Genomic DNA, 15,154 nt, shown 5'->3' with positions numbered 1-15,154 from the left:
GGTCCGCGCTGGGTTCGAGGCCGAGCCGTTCGGTGCCATCGGCAGCGACTTCGACGAGCAGCCAGCCGTCCGGAGTGGACTCGGCGACATCGCAGGGGACATTGTCCAGCCACTCGTTGGCGATGAGCAGACCGGTGACGCTGGAGGGTGGCTCGTTACGCCATTCGATAGCAGAAGTCAGATTCTCGGGGTTGGAGGCGACCTCGACCGCGACGAGGTGCAGGCGCTGAGAGAGGGTGTCGTCGGGCTGCGGCGGGCCGTTGAGTTGGGTGCGGACGGCGTCCAGCAGTTCACCGCGACCGGCACCCACATCGACCAGCGTGATTGGATCCGGATGGCCCAGCGCCGCATCGACCTCGCGCAGCAGTCGCACCACGGCCGCCGCGAAGAGCGGCGAGGCATGGACCGACGTCCTGAAGTGCGCGGCCGGGCCCTCGCCGGCCCGATAGAACCCGTCCGGACCGTACAGCGCCCGCTGCATCGCGAGCGACCAGGGGAGGAATCCGGACTCGGCCTGCGGCGTATGTCCCTGCATGCGTCCCACCATGGGATGAGACCGTACCGCTGCGGGATGAGCCAATAGTTCGCCCCGGCGGCGCATGGGCAGGACCTCGAGGATTTCGTACGCTCGTGTCGTGACGCGCGTGTACGTATGGCTCCAGAGACACCCGACGCTGGTCGACGGGGTGATGGCGGCCTTCCTGGTGTTCTTCGGCGTGATCTCCGTGTTCGAGCGCAATCCGTTCATCCCGGCCCTCGCCGGGGTCTTCATCGGCGCACCGCTGCTCTTCCGCCGCCGGTTCCCGTCGGTCTCGTTCTGGGCCGTCTACTTCTTCGGCGCGGTCGAAGCTTTGTTGGGTTACCGGCCGACTGTGTCGGCGCTGGCCGTGCCTATGGCGATGTACGCATTCGCTGCGTACCGCCCGCGGCGACTTTCTCTCGTGGGCCTCGGCGTCGGGATGATCGGGGTCGGCGTCGCGCTCAACCAATGGGTCACCGCACCGGCGCGGCAGCACGTTTCTTCCTATGAATGGATGTTCGTCTACTGCGTGTTCGCCGCTCCGCTGATCATCGCCTGGGTGCTCGGTGACTCGATGCGGTACCGGCGCGCCTACTACCTCGACCTGGAAGACAAGGCACGGCGGTTGGAAAGAGAACGGGACCAGCAGGCACAGATCGGCGCTGCGGCCGAGCGTGCCCGTATCGCACGCGAACTGCACGACGTGGTCGCGCACCACGTCTCCGTCATGGTCGTTCAGGCGGAGGGCGCCTCGTACGCGCTGGACACCTCGCCGGAGACGACCCGTCGAGCGCTGGGGACTATCGCCGAGACCGGCCGGTCCGCGCTCGCCGAAATGCGCCGGCTGATCGGTGTCCTGCGATCGGAAGGCAATGCTGCGGACCGCGCGCCGCAGCCGGGCGTTGATCAACTAGAGGACTTGCTTGAGCAGGTTCGCGCGACCGGCATCGCGGTCGACTTCGAGGTCGAAGGCGTACCGGTGCCGCTGCCTCAAGGCATGGCGCTCGCGGCGTACCGCATTGTGCAGGAGTCGCTGACCAATACTCGCAAGCACGGCGGTCCGCGCGTGAGCGCCCAGGTCTCGCTGCACTACGGTGAGGACGAGTTGCGGATGATGGTCCGCGACGACGGCCGGGGCGCCGCTGCCCTGACCGACGGCAAGGGCAACGGGCTGACCGGGATGAAGGAACGGGTGGCGATGTACGGGGGAGCGCTACAAGCCGGTCCACGGCTCGAAGGCGGCTACCAAGTCGAGGCCGTACTGCCGTACCGCGCCGCGCTGATCCGCGACGCAGCGTAAACAGCGACGCAGCCTGAACAGCGAGGGGCGAACGATGGCCGAAGGCACGATGACGCGCGAGGGCGCGAAGATCCGGGTCGTGCTCGTGGACGATCAGGAACTGCTGCGCACCGGATTTCGCATGATCCTGGACGCGCAACGGGACATGGAGGTCGTCGGGGAAGCGGCGGACGGCATCTCCGCGCTCGAACTTCTCGCGCAGGTGGACGCCGACGTCGTGCTGATGGATGTCCGCATGCCCGCGCTCGACGGCGTGGAGACGACGCGCCGGCTGCTCGGTGACGGCGGCGCGGCCACACTCGCCGGCTCGCACCCGAAGGTGCTCATCCTGACCACCTTCGACCTCGACGAATACGCGTTCGCCGCGATCAAGGCCGGGGCGAGCGGCTTCTTGCTCAAGGACGTCCCGCCCACCGAACTGCTGTCCGCGATCCGGGCGGTGCACAGCGGCGACGCCGTCGTCGCGCCCTCGACGACCCGGCGGCTGCTCGATCGCTTCGCGCCGATGCTGCCGTCCACCAGCGCGCCCGCGCCGCCGACGCTGTCCGTTCTCACCGAGCGCGAGCGGGAAGTGCTCGGGTTGGTCGCGCAGGGCCTATCCAACTCGGAGATCGCAGCGCGCTTGGTGCTTTCCGAGGCGACCGTGAAGACGCATGTCGGCAGGATTCTGATGAAGCTGGACCTGCGTGACCGGGTTCAGGCAGTCGTCCTTGCGTACGAGACCGGTCTGGTTCGTCCTGGACCGCGCTAGGGCGCCATAACCGGCGCGTAACGTGCCGGCAGGTGCCTTATACCGGCTGCCGAGATGGGTGTGCCGAATAGGCGCGTAGCTCCGCTGGGATGCCCTCTCGGTGCGGACCGTCATCCGGGTCGAGTTCACGCAGCATCCGACGCGAATCGTCGAGCAGCGCGCCGTGGATCGACCACAGCATCGTCGGCGCGTCGTCGTCCGGGTGCATCGCCTGAGCCGCCTCGCGCGCATGCGGCTTCGAGGACTTGATCAGCCGGCTGAGTTCCTCGTAAACGCGCGGACTGGCCTTGTCCGGCAGTTGCAGCCGGCCGAACGCGTTCAGCGCCTTTGCCGAGTCATCAAGCAACTGCGCCAGCTCGGGCGGAAGCGACCGGTGCGCGCTGGGGATGCCGGCGAATTCCGCGGTGAGGTCGGACAAACCGCGCATCAGACTGTTGAGCTGCGTGGCGACGTGGTCGAGCGCGATGGCGGCCTCGTCGACCCGATGCACGTCGTCGAGATGGGTCGACCTGCGCGGGTGGTACTTCAGCGACTCCTCGGCCTGCTCGGCGATCTTGCGGGCCGCGCGGGCGGAGGCGGCCAGTTCCCGGCTGCGGCTCAGCCAACTGCGGGCCTGGTCGTGGTCCCAATCGCCGCGCAACCGTTTGGCCACCGAGCCACACAGCGCGGCCAGGTCGTCGGCCAGATCGGCCAGCTCCTTGGCCGCGGTCCTGGCGAAGGCCGGCGGCGCGACCACGATGTTGACCAAGACGCCGATCGTGGCGCCGATGACGCTGTCGAGTACCCGGATCAGTCCGTAACTGCTGCCGAAGGCCAGCACCAGCAGGCCGGTCACCGCGACCTGGGTGACCTGCGTGCCCAATTGCAGGGTGCGGCCCAGCACCAGGCCGAAGACGACGATCAGCGACATCGTCAGCATGTTGACGCCCAGGTAGCGTCCGATAGCCAGCGCGCCGACCATTCCGGCGACGATCCCGGCACTGTACTGAATCGCCCGGCGCACCGACTGATAGAGCGTCACCTGCACCACGACCAGCGCGGCGACCGATGCGAGCACCGGATCGCGCACCCGCAGCAGCTCCGCGGACAGCTCCCAGGCGAGCGCCGCGGCCAGCGCCGCCTTCGCGGTCTGCAGGAAGGCGTCTCGCTCGCGGATCAGCCAATGCTCGAAGCCGTGCAGCCGGTACGCGCGCAGGGTCGGGCCGAGCGGCCAGCGTGAGCCCAGGTTGATCCGGTCGCGGGCCCGGTTGACCAGGGCAGCGACATATCGGCCTTCCTCACCCGACATGATCACCATTGTCCTGCATCGCCGGGCAGGACGGGAGTGTCGTCCGGTGGCTGACAACAGATCGTCGACAGCGTCTGTCGCCGCGGGCGCGTACGCTTATGCCACGTCTGGTACCCGACCTTTGCGGGACTGGAACGGAAAGCGGATGAGGGGTGAGGGCGTGGACGGCTTGCCAGGGCAGCCGCCGGACGCTGCCACGACGTCCCGTCCTGGCCGTTTCACGGTGGGCATCATCGGCGCGGGCCGGGTCGGCCCGGTGCTCGGCGCCGCCCTCGCGCGCGCCGGGCACAGCGTGGTCGCCGCGTCCGGGGTCTCAGAGCGCTCCCGTCGCCGCGCCGCCGAGATGCTGCCCGGCGTTCCGCTGCTGCCCGCGCAGGAGGTGGCGACGCAGGCCGAGCTGCTGCTGCTTACCGTGCCCGATGACGCGCTCGGGCAACTCGCCACCGGCCTGGTCTCGACGGGTGTGATCCAACCCGGCAAGGTAGTCGTACACACGTCCGGCCGATATGGGATCGCGGTGCTCGACCCGGTGCGTAGGGCCGGAGCGCTGCCGCTCGCGCTGCATCCGGTGATGACGTTCACCGGCACCGAGGTGGACCTGGCCCGGCTGACCGGCTGCTCGTTCGGGGTGACCGCGCCCGAGCAGTTCCGGCCAATGGCCGAGACGCTCGTGGTGGAAATGGGCGGGGAGCCGGAGTGGATCGGCGAGGAGCACCGCCCGCTCTACCACGCCGCCCTGGCCGCCGGCGCGAACTACCTGGTCACCCTCGTCGCTCAGGCCGCCGACCTGTTGCGTGCCAGCGGGGTGAACCAGCCGAACCACATGCTCGCGCCGCTACTCTCGGCCGCGCTCGACAACGCGTTGCGGTCCGGGGACGCGGCGCTGACCGGACCGGTGGCGCGTGGCGATGCGGGCACCGTCGCCGCCCACCTCGAAGAGCTGGACCGGGTCACGCCGCACGGCCCGGTGCGCGCCGCGTACCTGGCGATGGCGCGGCTGACCGCCGACCGGGCGCTGGCGGCCGGGATGCTCACCGCCGAACAAGCCGAGCCGCTGCTGGGAGTGCTGAGCGAAACGCGCTCGAAGGGAGAAGGCCAGTGACCAGGGTGGTGCACACCCGCGCCGACCTCGAGGCGGCCCGCGCCGGACGCTTCGGCGACACGGCCGTGGTGATGACGATGGGCGCGCTGCACGACGGGCACCTCGCGCTGATCCAGGCGGCCAGGCAGGCGGCCAAGACCGTGATCGTGACCATCTTCGTCAACCCGCTTCAGTTCGGCCCGACCGAGGATTTCTCGCGCTACCCGCGCACCCTCGACCAGGATCTGAAGCTGTGCGAGGCGACTGATGTCGACGTGGTCTTCGCCCCCGCGGTCGAGGAGGTCTATCCCGGTGGCACGCCCATGGTCATGGTCGATCCGGGCCCGATGGGGGAGGTGCTCGAAGGCGCCTTCCGGCCCGGCCATTTCGCCGGGATGCTCACCGTCGTCAACAAGCTGCTGAACCTGACCGCCCCGGACGTCGCCTTCTTCGGGCAGAAGGACGCCCAGCAGCTCGCGTTGATCCGCCGGATGGCGCTGGACTTCAATCTGCCGGTGGAGATCGTCGGCGTGCGCACCGTGCGTGAACCGGATGGCCTGGCACTTTCCAGCCGCAACCGCTACCTCTCCGGCGCGCAGCGGCAGACCGCGCTCGCGCTCAGCCGGGCGCTGGCCGAAGGCGCGACCCAGCCGACCGTGACCGCCGTGCTCGCGGCCGCCCGCCGAGTGCTCGACGAGGCGGCGCACGCCGACCCGCCGCTCGTCCTCGACTACCTCGCGCTGGTCGACCCGGGAAACTTTCAAGAATTCCGGGACGACTACACCGGCAACGCCATCCTCGCGGTGGCCGCGCGAGTCGGCACGACCCGGCTCATCGACAATGTCCCGCTGACCATCACCGGTGAGGCGACATGACCCGCATATCGAGACTGCTGGCCCCCGCGCCCGGCTGGACCGCCTATGCCGACACCGTGGTGGTCGGCTCCGGCATCGCCGGGCTCACCGCCGCGCTGGCCGCCCGGCACGCGGGCTCGGTGCTGCTGGTCACCAAGGCGCAGCCCTCAGACGGCTCAACCCGCTGGGCGCAGGGCGGGATAGCCGCCGCGCTCGGCATCGGCGACACCCCTGAGGCGCACCTGGCCGACACGCTGACGGCCGGCGCAGGGCTCTGCGACCCGGAGACGGTGCGGATCCTGGTCACCGAGGGCCCGGCGGCGGTGCGCAACCTGCTGATCAACCGGGGCGCCGAGTTCGACCGGCGCTCGGACGGCAGCATCGCGCTGGGCCGCGAAGGCGGGCACCACGCGGACCGGATCATTCACGCCGGCGGCGACGCGACCGGCGCCGAGGTCTCCCGCGCACTGCTGGCCCGGCTGGACCAGCTGGTCGACGAGGTCGAGGTCATCGATCACGCCCTCGTGCTCGACCTGCTCACCGACGCGCACGGCCGCGCCGCCGGGCTGACGCTTCACGTGCTCGGCGAAGGCGCGCGCGACGGTGTCGGCGCGGTGCGCGCCCGCGCCATCGTGCTGGCCACGGGCGGCCTCGGTCAGGTGTTCACGGCCACCACAAACCCATCGGTGGCCACCGGTGACGGCGTGGCGCTCGCGCTGCGCGCCGGGGCGCAGGTCGCCGACCTCGAATTCGTGCAATTCCACCCGACCGTGCTCTGGCTCGGCGACGGAGCGCGCGGCCAGCAGCAGCTCATCTCCGAGGCGGTGCGCGGCGAAGGCGCGTTCCTGGTGGACGCCAAGGGCGAGCGGTTCATGACCGGCATCCATGAGCTGGCCGACCTCGCGCCGCGCGACATCGTTGCCAAGGCGATCATGCGACGAGCCAACGAGCAGGGGCTTGACCACCTGTGGCTGGACGCGCGGCACTTCGGCGAGGACAAGTGGCGCGGGCGCTTCCCCACCATCTGGGAATCGCTGCACCAGCTCGGCATCGACCCGGTCACCGATCTGATCCCGGTGGCCCCGGCCGAGCACTACGCCTCCGGCGGCGTGCTCACAGATCACTGGGGCCGCACCTCGATCCCCGGCCTCTACGCCTGCGGCGAGACCGCCTGCACCGGAGTGCACGGAGCGAACCGGCTGGCGTCGAACTCGCTGCTGGAGGGCCTGGTTTTCGCCGACCGGATCGGTCACGACCTGGTCCGCGCCTTCGGCCCCGAGGGGGACCCGGTACCCGGCGAACCGGTGGACGACCAACGGCCGCAGGTGTTGTTGCACCCCTCGGTGCGGCACGCGACGCAGCACGCGATGAGTGCCGGTGCTGGCGTGTTGCGCAGCGCGGACTCGCTGGCGCGTACTGCCGCCGACCTGCGCGCTCTGCTGGATCGTGCCGACGACGATCCGCGCGCGGAGGCCTGGGAGGCGACTAACCTCCAGCAGGTGGCCACGGTGCTCGCCGAGGCTGCCGCGCGCCGCGAGGAGACGCGCGGCTCGCACTGGCGGGAGGATTTCCCCTTGGCCGACGACGAGCATTGGCGGGTGCGTCAGGTCGCGCAGGCGACGGCGGAAGGTGTGCAGATCACGCGTGTCCCCGTGCCGTCAGCGTCAGATTCACACGCAGCGCCCGGACTACGCACTGCGTTTCATTCGAACGCTGCGTCTAATCAAAACCCTGCGTCTAATCAAAACGCTGCGTCCGATCAAAACGCTGCGTCCGATCAAAACGCTGCGTCTGATCAAAACACCGTGTCCGCAACCCGGAAAGAGGAGGCCCGGTGATCTCGTCCCAGATCGCGCAGCTGCTCGCTGACGCGGGACTCGACCCCGAATACGTCGAGCGGGTCGTGCGTAACGCCGTCGAAGAGGACCTAGACGGCGGCGAAGACGTCACCACGGTCGCCACCGTCGACGAGTCCGCACAGGCCGTCGCCGACTTCACAGTCCGCGCCCCGGGCGTCGCGGCCGGAATCCCGGTCGCCGCCGCGGTGCTAGACCTGGTGTCCGGCGGCTCCGCGCAGGTCGAGTTCCACATCCAGGACGGCGCGCGGGTCGAGGCCGGCACGGTGCTGTTCACCGCTCGCGGCCGGGTCCGCGACCTGCTGACCGCCGAGCGCACCGCGCTCAACCTGCTGTGCCACCTCTCCGGTATCGCGACCGTGACCCGCCGCTGGGTCGACGCGGTCGAGGGCACCGGAGCGAAGATCCGCGACACCCGCAAAACCACGCCCGGCCTGCGCAAACTGGAGAAGTACGCGGTCCGGTGCGGCGGCGGGGTGAACCACCGGATGTCGCTGTCGGACGCCGCGATGGTCAAGGACAATCATGTGGTCGCGGCCGGCGGCGTCGTCGAGGCCTTCGAAGCGGTCCGCAAGCGTCACCCAGAGCTGCCAATCGAGGTGGAAGTCGATACGCTCGACCAGTTGCTGCCGGTCGTCGAGGCCGGGGCGCAGCTGGTACTGCTCGACAACTTCACCCCGGAACGGATGCGCGCCGCGGTGCTGCTGGTCGGCCGCAACGAGCCGTACGGCCGCACCCGGCTCGAGGCGAGCGGCGGGCTGACCCTGGACCTGGCCCGCGCCGCCGCCGAGACCGGAGTCGACTATCTTTCCGTCGGCGCGCTGACCCACTCCGCGCCGATCCTGGACGTCGGCTGCGACTTCCGCACCAGCTGAGCAACCGCCGACCGCACCGCCGTACCACCCACGCTCAACAGACCCTGCCGACCGCACCCTGCCGAAACCTCCCGGCGTCTTCCCCACCGGAGCCCCAGCCATGCTGCTCACGATCGACATCGGAAACTCCCAGACGGTGCTCGGCCTGTTCGAGGGCGAGGAGATCGTCGAGCACTGGCGGGTGTCCACCGATCCTCAGCGCACCGCGGACGAGCACGCCGTGCTGCTCCAAGGTCTGATGCACAATCACCCCCTGGTCGGCGACGGCGGCGTGGACGGAATAGCGCTGTGTTCGACGGTGCCCTCCGTGCTCCAGGAGATGCGGGACATGATCCGCCGCTACTACGGCGACATCCCCTCGCTCGTGGTCGAGCCCGGAGTGAAGACCGGGATGCCGGTGCTGGTGGACAACCCCAAGGAGGTCGGCACCGACCGGATCATCAACGCGCTCGCGGCGGTGCACCTGTACGGCTCGCCGTGCATCGTGGTCGACCTCGGCACCGCTACCTCCTTCGACGCGATCTCGGCGCGCGGCGAGTGGATCGGCGGCGCGATCGCCCCCGGCATCCAGATCTCAGTGGACGCACTCGGCGCCCGCGGCGCGCAGCTGCGCAAGATCGAGCTGGCCAGGCCGCGCTCGGTAATCGGAAAGAACACGGTCGAGTGCATGCAGGCCGGCATCCTCTACGGCTTCGCGGGACAGATCGACGGCGTGGTCAATCGGATGGCGGACGAGCTGGCCGACGACCCGAACGACGTCACGGTCGTGGCCACCGGCGGTCTCGCCCCACTGGTCCTCGAGGAGGCCGAGGTCATCGACGCGCACGAGCCTTGGCTCACGCTGATCGGGCTACGCCTGGTCTACGAGCGCAACATCAGCACGACCTGAGCGCCTAAGAACAGCTGCACGCTGGCCGGTCCCGGCCACCGGGGAAGCGGCAAATCCGTTTCCCGCCGCCCCTTATCCTTGTGCCCATGAGCGACGAGCCGACCGCCAGCAGCCCCCAGTCCGAGGAACCCGAGCAGATGCGGGTCCGGCGGGAGAAGCTGGACCGGATCAAGGCGCGCGGCGCCGATCCGTACCCGGTCGGCTATCCGCGTACCGGGACGATCGCCGAGGTGCGCGAGAAGTACCAGGGCCTGGACCCGGACACCGCGACCGGCGAGACCGTGTCCATCGCCGGACGGGTGCTGCTCTCGCGCACCGGCGGCAAGCTGTGCTTCGCCACAGTCCGTGAGGCCGAGGCGGAGATCCAGCTGATGGTCTCGCTCGACCGGGTCGGCGCGCAGTCGCTGGCCGACTGGAAGACGGACATCGACCTCGGCGACCACGTCGGCGTCACCGGCGAGGTGATCACCTCGCGGCGCGGCGAGCTGTCGATCCTGGTCGGCTCCTGGGAGATCACCTCCAAGTGCCTGCGTCCGCTGCCGGACAAGCACAAGGGCCTGTCCGACCCGGAGGCGCGGGTGCGGCAGCGGTATGTGGACCTGATCGTGAACGAGGACGCGCGCTCGATGATGCGCAAGCGGGCTGCGATGATCCGCTCGATCCGCGACACGATGCACGCCGAGGGCTACATCGAGGTCGAGACCCCCGTGCTGCAAACCGTGCACGGCGGAGCGAACGCGCGTCCGTTCCAGACCCACATCAACGCCTACGACATGGATTTGTACCTGCGCATCGCGACCGAGCTGCCGCTCAAGCGGCTGATCGTCGGCGGCGCGGAGCGGGTCTTCGAGGTCGGTCGGCTCTTCCGTAACGAGGGCGCGGACGCCACGCACAACCCCGAGTTCACCACCATCGAGTGCTACGAGGCCTATGGCGATTACCGCACGCAGGCCGATCTAACGCGCCGTCTGATTCTTAACGCGGCAATGGCCGTGAACGGCAACACGATCATTCGTGGTCTGGACGCGCACGGCACGGAGCACGAGATCGACCTATCCGAGCCCTGGACGGAGATCTCGGTTTACCCGGGCATCTCCGAGCGGCTCGGCGAGGAGATCACTCCGGCGACCTCGGTGGAGCGGCTGCGCGAGCTGGCCAACAAGGCCGATGTGCCCTACGAGCAGAACTGGGGCCACGGGCAGATCGTGCTGGAGATGATCGAGCGGCTGCTCGAGGAGAACATCGTCGCGCCCACCTTCGTCATGGACTATCCGACCGAGGTCTCGCCGCTGGCCCGCAAGCACCGCTCGATCGAGGGTGTCGCGGAGAAGTGGGACCTGGTGATCCTGGGCACCGAGCGGGCCACCGCCTTCTCCGAACTCACCGACCCGATCGACCAGCGCGAGCGGTTCACCGCACAGTCGCTGCTGGCCGCGGGCGGGGACGAGGAAGCGATGCAGCTGGACGAGGACTTCCTGCGCGCGCTGGAGTACGGCATGCCGCCGACCGGTGGCATGGGCATGGGCATGGACCGGCTGATCATGATGCTGACCGGCAAGAACATCCGGGAGACCATCCTTTTCCCGCTGGTGCGACCCGGGGCGTAGCGCCGAGCAGGCGAGTGGCACAGTAGTAAAAGGACAGCATCCGTTCAGGACGGCATCGGGCGCCCGGTGCGCTGAATGGGAACGCGCAAGATGAGCCGCGGAGGTGTGGCGAGCAGTGGTCAACGACCTTGAAGCCCTGGTCATTCCGCTGATCGTGGCGATCGCGTTCGTCGCCCTCGTCGTCACGATCCTGCGCTCGCAGAATCCGCAGCGCCGCGCGGCAGCCAAGGCTCGTGAGCGCGCCGCTGAGGAAGCGGATCCGCGCATTCAAAAGAGCTGATACGCCGAAAGAACTCCCGCAGCCGGACGTATTGCCGCGCCCTAGAGCCGACTACAGCGCGGTAAGGATCACCGGGCCCTTATCCGTGACCGCGACCGTGTGCTCGACGTGCGCGGTGCGGCTGCCGTCCGCGCTGCGCAAGGTCCAGCCGTCGTCATCGGCCACGTATTCGTCCTTGCCGCCGCCGAGGAACCAGGGCTCGATCGCGATGACCAGGCCGGGCCGCAGCTTCAGCCCGCGTCCGGGACGGCCCTCGTTGGGCACCGACGGGTCCTCGTGCATCGTGTGCCCGACGCCGTGCCCGCCGAAGTCCGTGTTGATGCCATAACCTCCGGCACGCCCCACGGCGCCGATCGCGGCCGAGATGTCTCCGATCTTCGCGCCGACGACCGCCGCGGCGATCCCGGCATCCAACGCCGCGTACGCCGTGTCGATCAGCCGCCGGTCTTCCGCCTGCTCCCGCCCCACGATCAACGAGATCGCCGAGTCCCCGGTCCAGCCGTCGAGCGTCGCCCCGCAGTCGACGCTCAGCAGATCGCCCTCCTCGAGTCGATAACCGGTCGGGATGCCGTGCAGCACGGCGTCGTTGACCGACGTACAGATCACGGCCGGGAACGGGATTGGCGCGAAACGCGGTTGATAGCCCAGGAACGGTGAACTGGCGCCGGCCGACCGCAGCACCTCGCGGGCCGCCTCGTCGAGCTCGGTGAGCTTCGTGCCGACCGTCGCCCGCTCGCGAACGGCGGCCAGGGCCGTGGCGACGACCCGCCCGGCGGCGCGCATCGCCTCGATCTCGCCGGGCGTCTTGAGTTCGACCACGGTTCTTCCCTTCAGGTGAGTCTGCGTACCCGCGCCAGCACCGAGGCCGGCGCCGCCGCGTCGGAGACCGCGCCGTCGGCCCGGTCTGGGGAGGTGACGCCCGGCGGACGCCCCGCGCCGACTCTGGCCAGTGCGCGGGCCACGGTCAGCCGACTGGTCACTTCGGCGGCCGCGTCGTCGGCCAGCATCTCGACCAGTTCGGCGACGGCGGCGGTGGCACGCCGGGCCGGGGCGAGGAAGGGCAGCGCGGACTGCCAGGCCACGAAGGGCTGGATGACCAGTTCGTGCCGGCCCTTCGCGTGCGCGCGTTCATGCGCCAGCACCGCGGCCAGCTCCTCCGGCGGCAGCGCGGCGAGCACGCCGTCGGTGATCACGATGCGGGGCTGCGGCCCGGGCAGGCAGTAGGCCAGCGGCTCCGGATGGTCGAGCACACGCACGCCGTCAGCCTCGGCCCGGCCGAGCAGGTCCACCACGGTGCGCTGGCGGCGCAGGTGCCGCTCGATCCGCACCGCCGAGGTGGCCAGCACCCCGAACAGCCAGGAGAACAGCAGCGCGGCCAGCACCAGCGCGATCAGGTTGATCCCGGCCAAATCCCGGCGCAGCGGCGCGAAGCCGACCAGAAGCAGAGCACTGATCGCGCTGAGCCCGCCGACGAGGCCGACCAGTTGCCACAGCGCGATCGCGGTGCGCGGGGAGCGGCGCGTCCAGCGGGCCGTGCACAACGCGTTCGGCACCGGCCAGGCGAGCAGTACCGCGATGACGGCGCAGGCAGCGGCGGCGATCAGCCACATCGCCCGAACCCCTCCGGGAGAACCGGCCTCTCAGCTTTCCGGCCGGCCGGGACGTGCGTGACCACGGCCGCCGCGCTCAGGCGTTCGACGAACTGGCGGGGGTTTCCTCAAGCAGCTCGCGCAGCAGCGCCTTCTCCTCCTCCGACACCGAGCCGGCGAAGTGGACCAGGGCCGAGCGGCGGTCGTTGGTGGTGCCGAGCGCTTCGAGCATGGTGCTGGCGATCAGCTCGGCGCGGCTGGTCGTGGCGGAGTAGCGGTAGGCGCGGCCGTGCCGCTGCCGGGTGACGAAACCCTTGCCGCCCAAGCGGTCGAGCACCGTCAGGATCGTGGTGATCGCGGGGGCGTGCTCGCGTGGCAGCTCCTCCACGATCCGGGTGGCAGCCACCGGTTCGGGTGTGTTCCACAGCACGTCCATGACCGCGCGTTCGAGTTCGCCGAGCCTAGCCATGAGGTCTACTCTAGTGCCGAAAGAACTTCTACTGAACGTAGAAGTTGGCTGGAGTGACACACGCCTCACGGGGCCGAGGGGAGCCGACATTGTCCGGGCTCGTCGTGGCGCGGGTTGAGACCGCGCTGTCCCTGTCCTTCCACATCATGTTCGCCGTCTTCGGGGTCGGCCTGCCCTGGCTGCTGCTTTACGCCGAGCGGCGCTGGCTAAAGACCGGCGACCCGGCCTGGCAAGCGCTGACCCGCAAGTGGGCTCGGGTCATGGCGGTGCTTTTCGCGATTGGTGCGGTCTCGGGCACCGTGCTCTCCTTCGAGTTCGGGTTGCTGTGGCCGACCTTCATGTCCACCTACGGTGGCGCGATCGGCCTGCTGTTCACGCTCGAAGCCTTCGCCTTCTTCACCGAGGCGATCTTCATGGGCCTCTATCTCTACGGCTGGAAGCGGCTCTCCCGCCGTGCGCATTGGCTGGTGCTGTGGCCGATCGCCATCTCCGGCACGCTTTCCACGCTCTTCGTCGTCATGGCGAACGCGTGGATGAACCATCCGGTCGGGCTCGGGATCTCGCACGGAAAGATCACCGCGGATCCGTGGGCCGTCTTTTCGAGTTCCACCTCGTGGACCGAGGTCACCCACATGTTCGTCGCCGCGCTGATGTGCACCGGTGGCGCGGTGGCCGCGGTGTACGCGATCGGGATGCTGCGTGGGCGCCGCGATGAATACCATCGCAAGGGCCTGAATCTGGGTATGGCGGCCATCCTGGCGTTGGCCCCGATTCAGCTGCTCATCGGCGATTTCGCGGCGCGCGACGTGGCCACGACGCAGCCGGCGAAGCTGGCCGCGATGGAAGGGCACTACTACACGTCCGGACACGTGCCGCTGACCGTCGGCGGGTTCTACAACAGCCAGACGCATCAGCTCGTCGGCGGCGTCCCGATCCCGGACGGCCTCTCCCTGTTGCTGGACTTCAAGCCCGGCGCGGTAGTCCCCGGGCTGGATCAGACCCCGGCGAATCAGCAGCCGATGACGGCTGTGGTACACCTCGCCTTCGACACGATGGTCGGCCTCGGCACGGCGATCCTGCTCATCGCGGCCTGGGGCGCATGGCGCTGGTGGCGCAGCCGCAGGCGCGGAATCGTGCCACGGATCGCGCACACCAAGCGCTGGTTGTGGGCCGCGGCGTTCAGCGGGCCTGCCGCGATGCTCGCGATGCTGGCTGGCTGGGAGGTCACCGAGGGTGGCCGGCAGCCCTGGATCGTCTACCAGCACATGCTGGTCGCCGACGCCGCCACCAAGAGCACCGGGCTCGGCTGGGCACTACTCGCCACCATCCTGATCTACCTCGGCCTGGCCGTCGCGTTGATCCTTATCCTGCGCAGACTCGCCAGCGGCGCTCCGCCAGAACTCGCCGAGCCTGGCCCTGAGCCTGGGCCCGAGTCCGGACCTGACGTCGAGCCCACGCCCGCTCTGGAGGTGACCCGGTGACCGCCGTGAACGCGATGCTCGTCATCATCGTGCTGAGCCTGCTCGCCTACGCACTCCTCGCCGGGGCCGACTTCGGCGGCGGCTTCTGGGACCTGGTGGCGGGCTGGAGCGGGAAGAAGGAGCGCGATCCGGAGGGACAGCGCAGCCTGATCGCCGCCTCACTCGGCCCGGTCTGGGAGGCCAACCACGTCTGGCTGATCTTCGTGATCGTCAGCGTCTTCAGCGCCTTCCCCACCGCGTTCGGGACCATTGCCACCTCGCTGGAATTGCCGCTGGGCTTAGCCCTCATCGGCATCGTGCTGCGCGGCGCGGCG

Annotated in this window: 16 protein-coding genes; 11 read left to right on the top strand and 5 right to left on the bottom strand. The window is 69.5% G+C overall.

The features are described from left to right. On the bottom strand, positions 1-547 hold a 547-nt coding region (locus tag VN779_RS14925), incomplete at its 3' end, for an SAM-dependent methyltransferase (protein ID WP_325723616.1). 88 nt (positions 548-635) lie between these two features. Between VN779_RS14925 and VN779_RS14920 the strand changes: the two genes are divergently transcribed. Both VN779_RS14920 and VN779_RS14915 read left to right on the top strand, forming a co-directional pair. Continuing rightward, positions 636-1,820 carry a sensor histidine kinase gene (locus VN779_RS14920; RefSeq protein WP_325723614.1) on the top strand — a complete coding sequence of 395 codons (1,185 nt, stop codon included), beginning with the start codon at positions 636-638 and terminating at the stop codon, positions 1,818-1,820. Positions 1,821-1,854: 34 nt separating this feature from the next. Next, positions 1,855-2,571, top strand: a complete 717-nt coding sequence (locus VN779_RS14915) for a response regulator transcription factor (RefSeq protein ID WP_325723612.1) — start codon at positions 1,855-1,857, stop codon at positions 2,569-2,571. A gap of 37 nt (positions 2,572-2,608) precedes the next feature. On the opposite strand, the gene VN779_RS14910 is transcribed toward VN779_RS14915, so the two are convergent. Then, positions 2,609-3,859, bottom strand: a complete 1,251-nt coding sequence (locus tag VN779_RS14910) for an FUSC family protein (RefSeq protein ID WP_325723610.1) — start codon at positions 3,857-3,859, stop codon at positions 2,609-2,611. A gap of 145 nt (positions 3,860-4,004) precedes the next feature. Between VN779_RS14910 and VN779_RS14905 the strand changes: the two genes are divergently transcribed. The 7 genes from VN779_RS14905 to VN779_RS14875 all read left to right on the top strand — a co-directional run bounded on the left by VN779_RS14905 (position 4,005) and on the right by VN779_RS14875 (position 11,301). Continuing rightward, positions 4,005-4,961, top strand: a complete 957-nt coding sequence (locus VN779_RS14905; protein WP_325723608.1) for a Rossmann-like and DUF2520 domain-containing protein — start codon at positions 4,005-4,007, stop codon at positions 4,959-4,961. After that, positions 4,958-5,815: a pantoate--beta-alanine ligase gene (gene panC, locus VN779_RS14900; RefSeq protein WP_325723607.1), complete on the top strand. Its 858-nt coding sequence runs from the start codon at positions 4,958-4,960 to the stop codon at positions 5,813-5,815. The genes VN779_RS14905 and panC overlap by 4 nt, the downstream gene beginning before the upstream one ends. Beyond that, positions 5,812-7,632 (top strand): L-aspartate oxidase, encoded by a 1,821-nt coding sequence (locus tag VN779_RS14895; protein WP_325723605.1) that lies wholly within the window; start codon positions 5,812-5,814, stop codon positions 7,630-7,632. The genes panC and VN779_RS14895 overlap by 4 nt, the downstream gene beginning before the upstream one ends. Next, positions 7,629-8,525 (top strand): carboxylating nicotinate-nucleotide diphosphorylase, encoded by an 897-nt coding sequence (gene nadC / locus VN779_RS14890; protein WP_325723603.1) that lies wholly within the window; start codon positions 7,629-7,631, stop codon positions 8,523-8,525. The genes VN779_RS14895 and nadC overlap by 4 nt, the downstream gene beginning before the upstream one ends. A 100-nt stretch (positions 8,526-8,625) precedes the next feature. After that, on the top strand, positions 8,626-9,414 hold the full coding sequence (locus VN779_RS14885; protein ID WP_325723601.1) for a type III pantothenate kinase: 789 nt from the start codon (positions 8,626-8,628) through the stop codon (positions 9,412-9,414). 86 nt (positions 9,415-9,500) lie between these two features. Next, positions 9,501-11,021 carry a bifunctional lysylphosphatidylglycerol synthetase/lysine--tRNA ligase LysX gene (gene lysX, locus VN779_RS14880; protein WP_325723599.1) on the top strand — a complete coding sequence of 507 codons (1,521 nt, stop codon included), beginning with the start codon at positions 9,501-9,503 and terminating at the stop codon, positions 11,019-11,021. 115 nt (positions 11,022-11,136) lie between these two features. After that, on the top strand, positions 11,137-11,301 hold the full coding sequence (locus tag VN779_RS14875) for a hypothetical protein (protein WP_325723597.1): 165 nt from the start codon (positions 11,137-11,139) through the stop codon (positions 11,299-11,301). 51 nt (positions 11,302-11,352) lie between these two features. Here the strand turns inward: VN779_RS14875 and map are convergent, their stop codons facing one another. From map to VN779_RS14860, 3 genes are all read right to left on the bottom strand, one after another. Further along, positions 11,353-12,120 carry a type I methionyl aminopeptidase gene (gene map, locus VN779_RS14870; protein WP_325723595.1) on the bottom strand — a complete coding sequence of 256 codons (768 nt, stop codon included), beginning with the start codon at positions 12,118-12,120 and terminating at the stop codon, positions 11,353-11,355. Between the two features lie 11 nt (positions 12,121-12,131). Beyond that, complete coding sequence (locus tag VN779_RS14865) at positions 12,132-12,911, bottom strand: M56 family metallopeptidase (RefSeq protein ID WP_325723593.1); 780 nt, start codon at positions 12,909-12,911, stop codon at positions 12,132-12,134. A gap of 76 nt (positions 12,912-12,987) precedes the next feature. Further along, positions 12,988-13,359: a BlaI/MecI/CopY family transcriptional regulator gene (locus VN779_RS14860; RefSeq protein ID WP_325723591.1), complete on the bottom strand. Its 372-nt coding sequence runs from the start codon at positions 13,357-13,359 to the stop codon at positions 12,988-12,990. A gap of 89 nt (positions 13,360-13,448) precedes the next feature. Between VN779_RS14860 and VN779_RS14855 the strand changes: the two genes are divergently transcribed. Beyond that, positions 13,449-14,840, top strand: a complete 1,392-nt coding sequence (locus tag VN779_RS14855; protein ID WP_325723589.1) for a cytochrome ubiquinol oxidase subunit I — start codon at positions 13,449-13,451, stop codon at positions 14,838-14,840. Then, positions 14,837-15,154: cytochrome d ubiquinol oxidase subunit II (locus tag VN779_RS14850; RefSeq protein WP_325723587.1), on the top strand; the 318-nt coding region annotated here is incomplete at its 3' end. The genes VN779_RS14855 and VN779_RS14850, both read left to right, overlap by 4 nt.

The sequence above is a fragment of the Actinocrinis sp. genome (assembly GCF_035605935.1).
In the GTDB taxonomy this organism is placed as follows: Bacteria; Actinomycetota; Actinomycetes; order Streptomycetales; family Catenulisporaceae; genus Actinocrinis.
The sequence above is the reverse complement of the archived record's forward strand: the minus strand, read 5'-3'. Positions and strand labels throughout refer to the sequence as shown.

Coding starts and splice junctions, on each gene's coding strand:
- VN779_RS14915 (WP_325723612.1), top strand. CDS start 1,855: ATGGCCGAAGGCACGATGACGCGCGAGGGCGCGAAGATCCGGGTCGTG.
- VN779_RS14910 (WP_325723610.1), bottom strand. CDS start 3,859: ATGTCGGGTGAGGAAGGCCGATATGTCGCTGCCCTGGTCAACCGGGCC.
- VN779_RS14905 (WP_325723608.1), top strand. CDS start 4,005: ATGAGGGGTGAGGGCGTGGACGGCTTGCCAGGGCAGCCGCCGGACGCT.
- VN779_RS14895 (WP_325723605.1), top strand. CDS start 5,812: ATGACCCGCATATCGAGACTGCTGGCCCCCGCGCCCGGCTGGACCGCC.
- VN779_RS14885 (WP_325723601.1), top strand. CDS start 8,626: ATGCTGCTCACGATCGACATCGGAAACTCCCAGACGGTGCTCGGCCTG.
- lysX (WP_325723599.1), top strand. CDS start 9,501: ATGAGCGACGAGCCGACCGCCAGCAGCCCCCAGTCCGAGGAACCCGAG.
- VN779_RS14865 (WP_325723593.1), bottom strand. CDS start 12,911: ATGTGGCTGATCGCCGCCGCTGCCTGCGCCGTCATCGCGGTACTGCTC.
- VN779_RS14860 (WP_325723591.1), bottom strand. CDS start 13,359: ATGGCTAGGCTCGGCGAACTCGAACGCGCGGTCATGGACGTGCTGTGG.